Source organism: Acidovorax sp. ACV02 (assembly GCF_014851475.1).
Lineage (GTDB): Bacteria > Pseudomonadota > Gammaproteobacteria > Burkholderiales > Burkholderiaceae_C > Acidovorax > Acidovorax delafieldii.
In genome coordinates this window covers 663,298-676,384 of the sequence record NZ_JACUZU010000003.1, presented here as the reverse complement: position 1 = coordinate 676,384, position 13,087 = coordinate 663,298, and the positions used below count along the sequence as shown (strand labels likewise).

The window sequence follows — 13,087 nt, the reverse complement described above, 5'->3', positions numbered from 1 at the left end:
CATGTACCCAGCCTTTCTTGATGACGAGCGCCAGATTGCCCCTGCGCGCGCTGTGCGCACCCAGTTTGACGATGGTTCTTTCACGCTGCGCTCTCCCATGGCGCTGCAACCCTATGCCCGCTGTGTGGGGGAATGGCTGGAACGCTGGGCGCGAGAGACGCCAGATGCGCTGGCGCTGGCCGAGCGCAGCGACGGTGCAGAAGGCTGGCGCAGCCTGACCTATGCCCAGCTGCGCCGCCAGGTGGGCGCCGTGGCCCAGTCGCTGCTGGACCTGCGGTTACCAGCCGGGCGGCCCATTGCCATCCTGTCCGACAACGCGGTGGACCATGCGGTGCTCATGCTGGCGGCCATGCATGTGGGCATCACCCCCTGTTCGCTGTCGAGCGCGTATGCGCGCTCCCAGGACCCCAGCCGCCTGCACAGCATGCTGTCGGTGCTGGAGCCCAGCCTGGTCTATGCGTCCGATGCCAGCGTCTATGCGGCAGCCCTGCACGGCTGGGATAGCGATGCCGTGCGTGTGTTCAGCCGCAACGCCTCCACGTGTCCGGGTGCGCTGCCCTGGGAGCATCTGCTCGCTGGGCAGGAAACGCCCCAGGTGCAGCAGGCCATGCAGGCGCTGCTGCCCGATGACCATGCCAAATACCTGCTCACCTCCGGCTCCACCGGTCGGCCCAAGGTGGTCATCAACACCCACCGCATGCTCTGCGCCAACCAGCAGATGATGGCCCAGGCGTGGCGCTTTCTGGAGCACGAAAAGCCAGTGCTGGTGGACTGGTTGCCCTGGAGCCATACCTTTGGCGGCAACCACAACCTCAACATGGTGCTGTGCCACGGGGGCACGCTCTACATCGACGAGGGGCGGCCGATGCCGGGGCTCATCGACAAGACGGTGCGCAACCTGCGCGAGGTGCAGCCCACCATGCTGTTCAATGTGCCTCGGGGCTTTGACATGCTGCTGCCGTTCCTGGAGGCCGACGACGGCCTAGCCGCCGACGTGCTGGCGCGCATGCGGCTGGCCTTCTATGCGGCAGCGGCGCTGGCTCCATCGACCTGGCAGCGCCTGCAGGCCGTTGCCCGGCGCGTGCGCCCCGCGCAGCCGCTGTGGCTCACCACCTCTTGGGGCTCCACAGAGACAGCGCCCGCTGTCACCACCGCGCACTGGCACCTGGAGGGCGCGGGTTGCATTGGTGCACCCTTGCCAGGGCTGGAGCTGAAGCTGGTGCCCAACGGCAGCAAGCTGGAGATGCGGGTTCGTGGCGTGTCGGTGTTTGCAGGCTACCGCAATGCGCCGCGCGAAACGGCGGCCGCGTTCGATCACGAGGGGTTCTACCGCATCGGCGACGCGGGCTACCTAGTGGACGCGGAGCAGCCAGACAAAGGCGTGGTCTTCAACGGGCGCGTGGCGGAGGATTTCAAGCTGTCCAGCGGCAGCTGGGTGTCGGTGGGCACGTTGCGGGTGGAGCTGGTGTCGCAACTGGCGCCGCTGGTCCAGGACATCGTGCTCACCGGGCATGACCGCGATGAGGTGGGCATGCTGGTGTTTCCGTCTGCGGCCGGTGCGGCCGGTGCTGCGCGGCTGGAGCAAGCGCTGCAGGCTGTGATGCGCGCGCGCCGCGATGCCGGTGCGGGGTCTTCGCAGTGCCCCACGCGGGCCATGGTGATGGGCACCGCGCCCGATGCAGACGCCGGGGAGATTACCGACAAGGGCTACATAAACCAGGGGGCGGTGCTCTCACGCCGCGCGGCGGCGGTGCAGGCGTTGTATGCCCATCCTGCGGCGCCAGGGGTCATCAGGGCCTGATTGCGCAGGGGCAAGGGCGTGCGTGGGTGCATCGTCGCGCAGCCGTTGCAAGCTCCACCAAAGAAAAAGGGGCCTCGCGGCCCCTGGTGCTGAAGCAGGCGCCTTGCGGCGCTGGGTGCATCAGGCGGTTGCGTCCTTGAGCTTCTTCAGGGCGCGGGTCTTGATCTTGACCGAGGCGGGCTTGGCGGGGAACCAGCGCTCTTCACCCGTGAACGGGTCCTTGCCAAAACGCTTTTTCTTGGCAGGCACTTGCTGCAGGCCGATCTTGAGCACGCCAGGCAGCGTGAACTCGCCAGAGCCCTTCTTGTGCACCGAGCCCAGGATGGCGGCTTCCAGCGCAGCCAGCACGGCCTTGGCGGCCTTGGGCTCCACGCCCGACTGTTCGGCCAGATGGGCGACCAGCGTGGTCTTGTTGAAAGCAGCCTTGATGGGCTTCAGGGCGGCAGCAGCGGCCACGGGCTTGACGGCGGGAGCGGCTGCTTTCTTGGCGGCTGGAGCCGCCTTTTTGGCTGCAGGTGCTGCCTTCTTGGCGGCGGGTGCTGCGGCCTTGACGGCCATCTTCTTTGCGGGAGCGGGAGTTTTCTTTGCAGTTGCCATGATGTTTTTTCGTTGATTGGAATGACGATGGGCCCTGCCTCTGCGGGCGAGGACCTGCGTGATTTTAGGTGCGATAACGCCGGACGCGATAGGGCCTGCGTGCCGCAGGTGTTTGCAGCCGTCGCATGGGTGCGGTGCCAACTGTTTGCGCAGGGCCCGCGAGGTCGTTGCAGGAGCGCGCTTTGCGCCCCCTTGTTGTCTGCGTGGCTAAGCTGCCGCCTGCAGGCCCAGCACCGCGATCACGTGACAGCCCGTGCCTGCGATGACACAGCCATGCCACACGGCGTGGGCGTAGCGCACTACGGCGTCCATCACAAAAAACACCACACCGGCCGTGTACGCGGCCCCGCCGATGACCAGCCAGGCCGCACTCACGGTGGGCACATGGGCCATCAGGGGCAAGGCCGCCAGCAGCGCCACCCAGCCCATCGCCACATACAAGGCCGTGGACAGCCAGGGCGCAGTGCGCCTTGTGCGCAGCTGCAGCCAGCAGCCCGCCAGGGCCGCGAGCCAGATGAGGGCCAGGGCGGTGACGTGGTGCGTGTGGCCCGGCGCACTCAACGCAAACGGGGTGAAGCTGCCCGCAATGAACAGGTGAATCGCCGCATGGTCCAGCCGCAGCGCCCATTGCTTGGCCCGCCCCGGCGGCAGCGCGTGGTACAGGGTGGACGCGCCATACAGCAGCGCCATGGTGGCTATAAACACCAGCACACCCCCTATGGCTGCGGGATGCGCGGTGGGGGCTGATTGCAGCAGTTGTGGCACGGCAAGGCAGGCGCCCACCAGCGCAGCACCGTGCAGCGCACTGTTGGCCACCTCTTCGTGCAGGTCCTGCGGCCGGTCGCTCATGGCGATCTTGCTAGTGGTGGGCAGGCGTGTGCAGCCGCTCGCGCCACAGCTGCCAGCGCGCGCGCTGCAGGGCCAGAAACTCCACCACGCCCCAGGCCAGTGCACAGGCCAGCATCGCCCAGCCCATGGCCCAGCGGTAGGCCTCAGTCTTGCGCGATGGCGGGTACATCATCGTGGTCCCAGCCGGTGGTGCGGGGCAGGTCCAGGCTCAGCCACCCGCGTTCATCGAACAGCTCATCGAGCAGCCGCTGCAGTCCGAACAATTTCCAGAGCATGTTGCGCCTCTTCCGAAGGGTGGTGACTGCAGGCAAGGTAGCGCCCTTGTGTGACGGTTTCGCGTCGGTTCGCGCAAACCCCACAGGTTGGCCGCGGCGCTGTTCGTGCTGGGCCCCGGGCGCTATCCTCACTGCCTGGCACGCGCTCTGGCGTGCTCCACACACCGACTTACCCTCACCCATTGAACATGCTGCCCGAGCTTGCGGCGCTGGAAAAAATCCTGGACCTGGGGGCGCCCCATCTGCAGGTGCAGGTCGTCCAGCGGGTGTCTGTGGCATCGGGCACGCAATTTCCCATCTACGCCATTGGGTTGGGCAACCCGGCGCTGGACGTGCCCGCCGTCGGATTCTTTGGCGGCGTGCATGGGCTGGAACGCATTGGTGCCGAGGTGGTCATTGCCTACCTGCAAAACGTGGTCATGCGGCTGCAGTGGGACACCACCTTGCACCAGCAGCTGGAGCGTGTGCGCCTGGTCTTCATGCCCATCGTCAACCCTGGCGGCATGTGGTCTGCCACGCGCGCCAACCCGCGCGGGGTGGACCTGATGCGCAATGCGCTCGTCGACGCGGTGGACCCGGTGCCCTGGGGCATTGGCGGGCAGCGCGTGAGCGCGGGCCTGCCCTGGTACCGGGGCAGGCTGGGCGAGCCCATGGAGGCCGAGAGCCAGGCGCTGTGCGACGTGGTGGCGCAGCAGCTGCTGGCGCGGCCGTTCAGCATTGCGCTGGACTGCCACTCGGGCTTTGGGGTGAAGGATCGGCTGTGGTTCCCGTTTGCCCACACGCGCCGGCCCATTCCGCACCTGGCCGAGCTGCATGCGCTGCAAGACATCTTTCTGCAGGCGCACAGCAACCACCAGTACATCATCGAGCCGCAGAGCGCGCAGTACCTTGCCCACGGCGATCTGTGGGACCACCTTTACCTGCAGGCCTGCCGCGATGTGCCCGCACACACCTTCTTGCCGCTCACGCTGGAGATGGGCTCTTGGCTGTGGATCAAGAAGAACCCGCGCCAGCTGTTCTCGCGCAACGGCATCTTCAATCCGCTCATCAACCACCGCCAGCAGCGGGTGCTGCGGCGGCACCTGTCGCTGCTGGACTTTCTGTCGCGTGCGGCCTGCAGCCACGCACGCTGGGTGCCAGCGCCCGATCAGCGTGCGCAGCGCCGTGCCGATGCCCTGGCTGCGTGGTACTGAGATGCCCGCGCGCCCACCACGCCAATGGATCTTGCTGCGTGGGCTGACGCGCGAGGCCGCGCACTGGGGCGCCTTTGGCGAGCACTTTGCGCAAGCGGTGCCGGGCGACCAGGTGCTGGCGCTCGACCTGCCGGGCAATGGCGAGTTCCATGGCCTGGTGTCGCCCCTGTCGGTGCGGGGCATGGTGCAAGCCTGCCGTGCAGAGCTGGCGCAGCGTGCGGTGGCTCCGCCCTACCACTTGCTGGCCATGTCGCTGGGGGCGATGGTGGCCACCGAATGGGCGCGCGCGGCGCCTCACGAGGTGGCGGGCTGCGTGCTCATCAACACCAGCCTGCGCCCGTTCAGCCCGTTCTGGCACCGTCTGCAGCTGCACAACATCGCACCGCTGCTGCGGCTGGCGTGGCGGTGGCGATCTGCGGAAGCTGCGGAGCAGGTGGTGTGGCAGATCACCAGCCGCAGCGCGCCATCCGCTGCTACCGGCGTGTTGGCGCAGTGGACGGCTGTGCGCAGGCAAAGGCCGGTGTCGGCCCACAATGCCCTGCGCCAGCTGGTGGCGGCCGCGCGGTACCGCGCGCCGGCAGCCGCACCCGTGGACCGTGTGCTGCTGCTGGGCAGCGAGAAGGATCACCTGGTGTCCCGCCAATGCTCGCAGGCCATTGCGCACGCCTGGGGGCTGCCGCTGCAGTCGCATCCGTGGGCGGGGCACGACCTGCCGCTGGATGACCCGCAGTGGGTCATCGATGCCGTGCTGCAGTGGCTGTCCCGTAGCGAGTCAACGGACGGGTAACGGGGGCTACGGCGTGAGGCTGTTTAACGCACCGTGTGCCACCAGCTCGCGGTACCACTCCGCATAGCCCGCGCTGCTGGGGTGCAGGCCGTCGGCGGCGTTCAGTTCCTGGCTGCGGGTCACGAACGGGTCCTGGTCGCGCGGCTTGAGCAAGCGCACGTAGTGCACCTGCTGCGCGCTGGCTGCCTCCCGCGCCAGCGCATGCAGTGCCTCGGACCGGCGCGACATGGCCCATGACAGGGGCGGCACAAAAAAGGGCGCGTGGCCCACGTTGCCACAAGGCATCAGCACCACCTGCTGCCCCTTGCGGCGCGCGAGCGCCACGGCCTGCTGTACCTGGTCGCGCAGCGTGTCTTCAGACGTGAAGCGGATCACATCGTTGCCTCCTGCCAGCACCAGCACCAGGTCGTAGCCGCCGCCAGCGCGCTCCAGTTGCTGCACCACATCGCCAAATTTGGCGCCGTTGGCCGCCAGGTTGTCGATGCGCCATTGGGGATGGTCCTGGCCGATGCGCCCCGGCAGGCTGTCTGCTGCGGCGCTGGCACCAGTGCCCACGGCGGTGCTGTCTCCCACCACCAGCACACGCCGCGTCGGCTGCGGGGGCTGAGCGGTGTAGGGGCGTGCATCGCGGGCCAGGTCGGCGGCCGTCCACATGCGCCAAGGGGCACAGCCCGTCAGCAGCAGTGCGCCCGCAGCCACCGCGGCCAGGGTGGCCCACCGGCGGGTGGCGTTGTGGTGCGGGGAGGTCTTTCGCGTCATGGTGCATGCGCCCAAAGTTGCTCTGGGCTCAGCGTACCTGCAGACTCGGCGACCCTGCGTCGGCGTCGGGCATTCACGTGCGTAGGACAGTGCTACGCCCCGCGTCCAGGGGGTGCTACTGCTTGAAGACGACGGCGTCCAGCGCCATCGCCCGGATCGCCTCGGCTGCGGCATCGGCCTGGGCGCGGGTGGCGTAAGGCCCCACCCGCACGCGGATGCGGCGACCCTTGGAATTGTTCAGCTCCTGGCGAAACGCGGGCAGGCCTTCGTTGAGCAAGCGCGCCTGCGTCTTGCGGGCGTTGGCTTCTTCGGCGAACAGGCCCACGTTGATGTAGTAGCCCGGGGCAGTGCCCACCGTGGGCAGCGCGGTGTCGGCGGTGGAGGACGCTGCTGCCGCCGGTGTCTTGGGCTTGGTGGGGGCTGCTGCGCGGCTGGCGGCATCACGGCGTGCAGGGGCGGTAGCGGTGGCGCTGGCCGCAGGCGTCGGTGCGCGGGTCGACGTGGCTGGCTTGGTTGTGGACGCTTTGGCGGCTGGGGGGGCGGCCTTGGCCGATGCGGACAGTGCTGGAGCTGGGGGCTCGGCCGACTTTTGAACGGCAGTGGCGGCAGGAGCGGGCGCGACAGCCAAAGGTGCCGACGCCACAGGTGCAGGCGCAAGCGCAGGCTTGGGGGCTGCTGCTGCAGCAGGAGCCTGGGGCGCGGGTGTGGGCACTGGCGGTGGTTCTGTTGCCACTTCAGGGGCTGGCGTTGGCGGCGTGGGTGCCCCTTCGGCCTCCGGCACCGGCAAGGCACCCACGGGCTTGGTGGCAGATGCCGCCTGGGCCGCTGCCGTGGCCTGCGCCACCGTGACGGCGGGTTCCAGCGCCAGGGGCTTCACGTCCGACGGCGACAGCGCCAGGTAGGCGATCAGTGCGGCCAGGCCCAGCACCACGTTTGCCAGCACCAGCACCTGCAGCCGCTTGCGCGAGCTGGCCTGCTTTTCGAGCAGCGCACAGGCCTCCGGCACGGTGCGCGACGCGGCCAGCGCGCGCGCAATGCGCTTGCGGATGTCGGCGTACAGGATGGCGTTGCCGTACAGCCCCGGCACGGCAAAGGCCAGCACCGCAAAGGCGCCCAGCACCCCGAGTTCGATGCCCACGGGCCAGTGCAAAAACGAACGGCCCACGCCAAACACGATCAGTGCCAGCCCCTCGGCTGCCGCCACATAGACCAGCGCGGCGCCCCACAGCTGGCGAAACAGCATCCAGTTCAGGGTGCACAGGCAGGCGGCCCAGTTCCAGGTAGTGGTCGTGCGGCCCGTGTCGTCAAAGCGCTCGAACACCTTCAGGTAGTAGTCCGTGTTCACGGGCCCCAGGGCCAGCCGCGACATGGCCGCCATGGCATTGTCGGACGGCGAATCGAGCGACATGGCCGGGATGATGGAGGCGACAGGATCCGTGTGGTCGAGCATGGTCGGATTCTGTCATGCACCGGGCGGTGTATTACCTGCCGAATCGCAAGGTGCTGCGCCGCGGCAACGGGTGCGCGCAGCGTGGTGGCGCGCAGCGGTGCGTCCGAGCAGGCCACTACGTGCCTGTGGGACGGGTTTTGAGTCAAATCGGCTGCAAGCGCTAGTCGAATATGCGCAAGCAGCTATCAATTAAATAGCGTTCGCTATTTGCCCCGTACCAGGGCCATGATCTGGCCCGCGTCCAGCGTCGCTGCCTTCTGCTGAATTTGTGGCAAGTACTGCGTTTGCAGCTGCTTGGCGGGCGTGAGCAGGCCCTGAAAGGTCTCGCGCAGCATGGCCGTGCTCATGACCCGGCCCCCTGCGTAGTAGCGCTTGGCCACCTGCCCCAGCGCGTAGGTGGTGGCAAACGAAAACGCCATGCCTGTGGCAGCGCCGCCCAGCCCGCCGATGGTGCGGCCCGCCACCTTGCCCAGCAGGCCGCCCAGCAGCTTGCGACCAAACTGCTCCAGGTACTGCGACGTCATGCCCACGCCGGCAGCAGCAATGAACTCCTTGATGTGGCCCTGGTCCAGCTCCACCCCGTGGGCCTTGCCAATGCCGTAGACCATCTTCACCTGCAGCGGGATGATGGCCATCGACGCCCATGACTGCGGCAGCAGCTCCAGCGCGCCATTGAGCAGCGCATAGTTTAGGATGGATTGGTCCAGCTCTGCGTCCGAGGCACCTGCACCGACTGCTGCGGCCAGAGGCGCTGCCGCAGCAGTGGCCACCGGCACCGCCATCGGCACGGCCTTTTCGGCCACGTCCACCAGTGCATCGGCTTGCTGGTCAAACGCTGCCGTCTGCGGGTCGCCCAGCTGCAGGGCCGCCTTGAGGCGGGTCAGAAACTCGCGCTCCGCCGCGGTCTGGCGGCCGTCCACATCGCACACGCAGACAGCCATCTCGTAGGCCAGCTGGCGGTGCATGGGCTCGCTCAGACCCTGCACGGCGGCCTGCACGCTGGTGCGCTGCAGCAGCACGTCCTGGTAGATGCGCGGCAGGTCGGCCACGCCCCCGTCGCCCGCGAGCGACTGGGCAATGCGGCGGATCTCTTCGCGTTCGGCATCGTCCTTGTTGCCATCGGCAAACGCTGCCAGAAGGGCGATGGTGAGGATGGATTTTTGCTGGTCCAGGGTCATGGTCGTCGTACGGGAAAAAGAGGTGGGAGGGGCTGCGCACCGCTTGCAGTGCGTCGTGCGGTGGCTTGTGGGCAGGTTCTTAGGTGCAGTCTAGGCAATGCGGTTTCAACGCCACAGCGTGTGGGGGATTGGTGGCGCGGGCTGTGCGTGGCGCCCGGGCTTCGGGTTTTCCCTTGGGTAGTTCGGCGACTGTGCGGACAGCCGTGGCTTGCCTACAGTGCTTTCCATCGCGCCGTCGTGGCGCGCATCAACGGAGGATGGACATGGGCGTAGCGATCGTGGGTTGGGCACATTTGCCGTTTGGCCGGCTGGACGGCCTGGGGCTTGAAGACCTCATTACGCGCGCGGGCCGTGAGGCCCTGCAGCACGCGGGCATCGACGGCACAGCGGTGGATGGCGTGTGGCTGGGCAACCTCAACGGCGGCTTCACGCCCGATGTGTTTGCCTCGTCGCTGGCCCTGCAGTGCGACGACGCCCTGCGGTGGAAGCCCGCCACGCGGCTGGAGAACGCCTGCGCGTCGGGCTCGGCGGCCCTCTATGCCGCGTGTGACGCGATCGAAGCTGGCCGCGCCCGGGTTGCCCTTGTCATCGGCGCCGAAAAGATGACCGCTGTCTTCGGCGCAGAGACCACGCGCATCCTGGGCGACTGCGGCTACTCCGGCGAGGCGGGCAGTCCGCCCGGTGGCTTTCCGGGCATTTTTGCCTCCATCGCGCAGGACTACTTCGCGGCGCATGGCGACCATTCGGCCACCCTGGCACGCATCGCCGCCAAGAACCACGCCAACGGCGCGCTCAACCCCTGGGCCCACATGCGCAAGGACCTGGGCTTTGAGTTCTGCAACACCGTGTCCGACCGCAACCCGATGATTGCCGCGCCCCTGCGCAAGACGGACTGCTCGCTGGTGTCCGACGGCGCAGCGGCGCTCGTCCTGGCGGCCGATGATGCGGTGGGCGACTTTCCCCGCGCCGTGCGCCTGCGGGCGCGGGTGCAGGTCAACGACTACCTGCCCATGGCGCGCCGCCGTGTGGTGGACTTTGAAGGGCCCCGGCGCGCCTGGCAGCAGGCGCTGCAGCAGGCAGGGTGCGCGGTGCACGACCTGTCGCTGGCCGAGGTGCACGACTGCTTCACCATCGCCGAGCTGCTCACGTACGAGGCCATGGGCCTGGCGCCCGCAGGCCAGGGCCACCGCCTGCTGGAAGACGGCGCCGTGCTGCGCGGCGGCCGCCTGCCTGTCAACGCGTCGGGCGGGCTCAAGGCCAAGGGCCACCCGATCGGCGCCACGGGCGTGTCGATGCATGTGGTGTCGGCCATGCAGCTCATGGGCGAGGCGGGCGACCTGCAGGTGCCGGGTGCCACCCTGGCGGGCGTGTTCAACATGGGCGGCTCGGCCGTGGCCAACTACGTGAGCATTCTGGAGCGCGCCCGATGAACATCGCCCACCTGCTGCGCCGCAGCGCCTTGCTGCACGCCCACCAGCCCGCGCTGCTGCATGGCGACGAGGTGCTGTGGAGCTACGGCACGCTGGCTGCCCGCACCGCCGCGCTGGCCGCCCATCTGCGCACACGCTGTGGCGTGGCCCCGGGCGACCGCGTGGCCATCTACGCCGCCAATGCGCCCGAATACCTGGAAGCCCTGCACGCCATCCTGTGGGCAGGGGCTGTGTCGGTGCCGGTCAACTACAAGCTGCATGCCAAAGAGCTCGCCTACGTGCTGGCCGACTCGGGCGCGCGCGTGGTGCTGACCTCTGAAGCGCTGGCACCCGCCGTGCGCGAGGCCGGGGCGCCGCAGGACGCGGTGCTGGTCTTTGGCTCCGACGCATACCGCGCCGCAGTCGCCCACACGCCCATGGACGTGTGCGACCGCGCGCCGCACGACGTGGCCTCGCTGTTCTACACCTCGGGCACCACCGGCCGCCCCAAGGGTGTGATGCAGACCCACCGCAACCTGCTGGCCATGACGGCCTGCTACTTCACCGATGTGGACGACATCCTGCCCGGCGATGCCATGGTCTACGCCGCACCCATGTCGCACGGTGCGGGGCTCTACAACTACGCCCAGGTGCTGCGCGGCGAGCGGCATGTGGTGCCACTGTCGGGCGGGTTCGAGCCGGCCGAGCTGGTGCAGCTCGCGGCCAGCGTGGGCCAGCTCACGCTGTTTGCAGCCCCCACCATGGTGCACCGCCTAGTGGACCATGTGCGTGCCACGGGTGCCGACGTGTCGGGCTTCAAGACCATCGTCTACGGCGGCGGCCCCATGTACGCCGACGACCTGCGCAACGCCCTGGCCGTGATGGGCAACCGCTTTGCACAGATCTACGGCCAGGGCGAAAGCCCCATGACCATCACCGCCCTGTCGCGCGCCCAGCTGGCCGACCGCGACCACCCGCGCTGGGCCGAGCGCATGGTGTCGGTGGGCGTGGCGCAGTCGCTGGTGGAGGTGCGTGTGGTCGATGCCACGGGCCAGCCCCTGCCCACCGGTGAGACCGGCGAGGTGGTGGTGCGCGGCGACACCGTGATGCCCGGCTATTGGAACAACCCCACCGCCACGGCGCAGACTCTGCGCGACGGCTGGCTCTACACCGGCGATATGGGCGCGCTGGATGCCGATGGCTTTCTCACGCTCAAGGACCGGTCCAAGGACGTGATCATCTCCGGCGGCAGCAACATCTACCCGCGCGAGGTCGAAGAGGTGCTGCTGCTCCACCCCCAGGTGCGCGAGGTGGCCGTGGTGGGCCAGCGCGATACGGAATGGGGCGAGGTGGTTGTCGCCTTCCTGGTCGCAGGGGAGGGCGGTGCGGTGGCCGATGCCGTGCTGGATGCGCTGTGCCTGGAGCATATTGCGCGGTTCAAGCGGCCGAAGGAATACCGGTGGGTAGAGGCGTTGCCGAAGAACAGCTATGGGAAGGTGTTGAAGACGGAGCTGCGGCGTATGTGAGCAAGTGGCGGCTTGCTGGGCCGATTGGCTTTGGCCGATAGCAGTCATAAGATTCACTGCGAAAGCACTTCATGAATCACCCGAATCATTCCAACGAAGAAGGAAGCTCCTCTGACAAGAGCAAGAGCGTCAACCATCATTTCAAGAGGGAGTCGAGGCTGATGATCTGGTTTGCTGTTGGCGTGCCAGTCATCTTGCTGCTTGGAGCCTTTCTGCTAGGTCCTGCGCTCCTCACTTTCATAGGTAGGTAAAGGCATGGACGCGTTTGCACCCGTGGCGAAAGTGGCGGGCGGGGCTACGTGCCTCAATACCGCATTCCTGTCGGCATCTAGCCCGGATGTTCGGCGTAGATTGGGTCAAGCAGCCCATGCGACAGCTTGCCGATAGGTATGCCGACAGGGCCTTGAAGGACTCAAGAGCGCGCTCGTCCAGGCGAGCATGAGTTTCCGGTACACCCATCACAATCGCGGTTTTCAAACCCGTCCTACTATTCGCCATCTCTCATCAGTACACCCCTCCCATGACCACCACCCTCAAGATCGATTTCGTCTCCGATGTCTCCTGCCCCTGGTGCATCATCGGCCTCAAGGCGCTGGAGCAGGCGGCGGACCGGCTGCAGGGCGAGGTCGCGTTGGACCTGCACTTTCAGCCGTTCGAGCTGAACCCGCAGATGGGTCCTGCGGGTCAGGACATTGGCGAGCACCTGCAAGAAAAATACGGCGCCACGCCCGAGCAGAGCCAGAAGAACCGCGAGGCCATCGCGGCGCGCGGTGCGGCGCTGGGGTTCACCTTCAGCATGGACAAGCGCAGCCGCATCTACAACACCTTTGATGCGCACCGCCTGCTGCACTGGGCCGAAGAGAAGGGCGTGCAGCCCGCGCTGAAGAAGGCGCTGTTCACGGCGTATTTCACCGACGGGCAGGACCCGAGCAACCACGAGGTGCTGGTGCGTGTGGCGGGAGAGGTGGGTCTGGATGTGGCCGAGGCGCGTGCGCTGCTCGCCTCAGACCGCTACGCCGACGAAGTGCGCGAGCGCGAGCAGTTCTATCTGCAAAACGGCATCCATTCGGTGCCCGCGATCATCGTCAACGAGCGCCACCTGATCCAGGGTGGGCAGCCGGTGGAGGTGTTTGAGCAGGCGCTGCGGCAGATTGCCGCGCAGGGCTAGGTGCTATTTATTTGATAGCTGCTCAGGTATATTGCACTAGCGCTACTGGCATCTACGATCAAAAAAGGGGCCTGGAGCCCCTTTTTTTGATGTCT

The 13,087-nt window shown here is 67.5% G+C and carries 13 protein-coding genes; 6 read left to right on the top strand and 7 right to left on the bottom strand.

The features are described from left to right. Nucleotide 1 precedes the first annotated feature (1 nt). A complete protein-coding gene (locus IB236_RS10405) occupies nucleotides 2-1,801 on the top strand; it encodes a feruloyl-CoA synthase (protein WP_192420519.1) in 1,800 nt (599 codons plus the stop codon). 120 nt (nucleotides 1,802-1,921) lie between these two features. On the opposite strand, the gene IB236_RS10400 is transcribed toward IB236_RS10405, so the two are convergent. The 4 genes from IB236_RS10400 to IB236_RS24470 form a co-directional block, all read right to left on the bottom strand. Continuing rightward, nucleotides 1,922-2,398 carry an HU family DNA-binding protein gene (locus IB236_RS10400; RefSeq protein ID WP_192420517.1) on the bottom strand — a complete coding sequence of 159 codons (477 nt, stop codon included), beginning with the start codon at nucleotides 2,396-2,398 and terminating at the stop codon, nucleotides 1,922-1,924. 207 nt (nucleotides 2,399-2,605) lie between these two features. Then, entirely contained in the window at nucleotides 2,606-3,247 is a 642-nt protein-coding gene (locus IB236_RS10395; RefSeq protein WP_192420515.1) for a hemolysin III family protein, read from the bottom strand. 10 nt (nucleotides 3,248-3,257) lie between these two features. After that, nucleotides 3,258-3,419: a hypothetical protein gene (locus IB236_RS10390; RefSeq protein WP_167514362.1), complete on the bottom strand. Its 162-nt coding sequence runs from the start codon at nucleotides 3,417-3,419 to the stop codon at nucleotides 3,258-3,260. After that, nucleotides 3,391-3,522 carry a hypothetical protein gene (locus IB236_RS24470; RefSeq protein ID WP_255342784.1) on the bottom strand — a complete coding sequence of 44 codons (132 nt, stop codon included), beginning with the start codon at nucleotides 3,520-3,522 and terminating at the stop codon, nucleotides 3,391-3,393. The genes IB236_RS10390 and IB236_RS24470 overlap by 29 nt, the downstream gene beginning before the upstream one ends. A gap of 188 nt (nucleotides 3,523-3,710) precedes the next feature. Here IB236_RS24470 and IB236_RS10385 point away from each other — a divergent pair, with 188 nt between their 5' ends. Together IB236_RS10385 and IB236_RS10380 are read left to right on the top strand one after the other, a co-directional pair. Next, nucleotides 3,711-4,715 carry a M14 family zinc carboxypeptidase gene (locus tag IB236_RS10385; RefSeq protein ID WP_192420507.1) on the top strand — a complete coding sequence of 335 codons (1,005 nt, stop codon included), beginning with the start codon at nucleotides 3,711-3,713 and terminating at the stop codon, nucleotides 4,713-4,715. 1 nt (nucleotide 4,716) lies between these two features. Next, complete coding sequence (locus IB236_RS10380) at nucleotides 4,717-5,502, top strand: alpha/beta fold hydrolase (RefSeq protein WP_192420505.1); 786 nt, start codon at nucleotides 4,717-4,719, stop codon at nucleotides 5,500-5,502. Between the two features lie 6 nt (nucleotides 5,503-5,508). Here the strand turns inward: IB236_RS10380 and IB236_RS10375 are convergent, their stop codons facing one another. The 3 genes from IB236_RS10375 to IB236_RS10365 all read right to left on the bottom strand — a co-directional run bounded on the left by IB236_RS10375 (nucleotide 5,509) and on the right by IB236_RS10365 (nucleotide 8,889). Further along, nucleotides 5,509-6,261, bottom strand: a complete 753-nt coding sequence (locus tag IB236_RS10375) for an SGNH/GDSL hydrolase family protein (RefSeq protein ID WP_192420503.1) — start codon at nucleotides 6,259-6,261, stop codon at nucleotides 5,509-5,511. Between the two features lie 115 nt (nucleotides 6,262-6,376). Continuing rightward, complete coding sequence (locus tag IB236_RS10370; protein WP_192420501.1) at nucleotides 6,377-7,711, bottom strand: SPOR domain-containing protein; 1,335 nt, start codon at nucleotides 7,709-7,711, stop codon at nucleotides 6,377-6,379. A 203-nt stretch (nucleotides 7,712-7,914) separates the two neighbouring features. Then, nucleotides 7,915-8,889: a YcjF family protein gene (locus IB236_RS10365; RefSeq protein ID WP_192420499.1), complete on the bottom strand. Its 975-nt coding sequence runs from the start codon at nucleotides 8,887-8,889 to the stop codon at nucleotides 7,915-7,917. A 263-nt stretch (nucleotides 8,890-9,152) separates the two neighbouring features. On the opposite strand from IB236_RS10365, the gene IB236_RS10360 reads away from it, so the two are divergent. The 3 genes from IB236_RS10360 (at nucleotide 9,153) to IB236_RS10350 (ending at nucleotide 12,992) form a co-directional block, all read left to right on the top strand. Next, nucleotides 9,153-10,319 (top strand): acetyl-CoA acetyltransferase, encoded by a 1,167-nt coding sequence (locus tag IB236_RS10360; protein ID WP_192420497.1) that lies wholly within the window; start codon nucleotides 9,153-9,155, stop codon nucleotides 10,317-10,319. Beyond that, nucleotides 10,316-11,824: an AMP-binding protein gene (locus tag IB236_RS10355; RefSeq protein ID WP_192420495.1), complete on the top strand. Its 1,509-nt coding sequence runs from the start codon at nucleotides 10,316-10,318 to the stop codon at nucleotides 11,822-11,824. The genes IB236_RS10360 and IB236_RS10355 overlap by 4 nt, the downstream gene beginning before the upstream one ends. Before the next feature lie 520 nt (nucleotides 11,825-12,344). Beyond that, nucleotides 12,345-12,992 (top strand): DsbA family oxidoreductase, encoded by a 648-nt coding sequence (locus IB236_RS10350; RefSeq protein ID WP_056066442.1) that lies wholly within the window; start codon nucleotides 12,345-12,347, stop codon nucleotides 12,990-12,992. The last annotated feature ends 95 nt before the right edge of the window (nucleotides 12,993-13,087 follow it).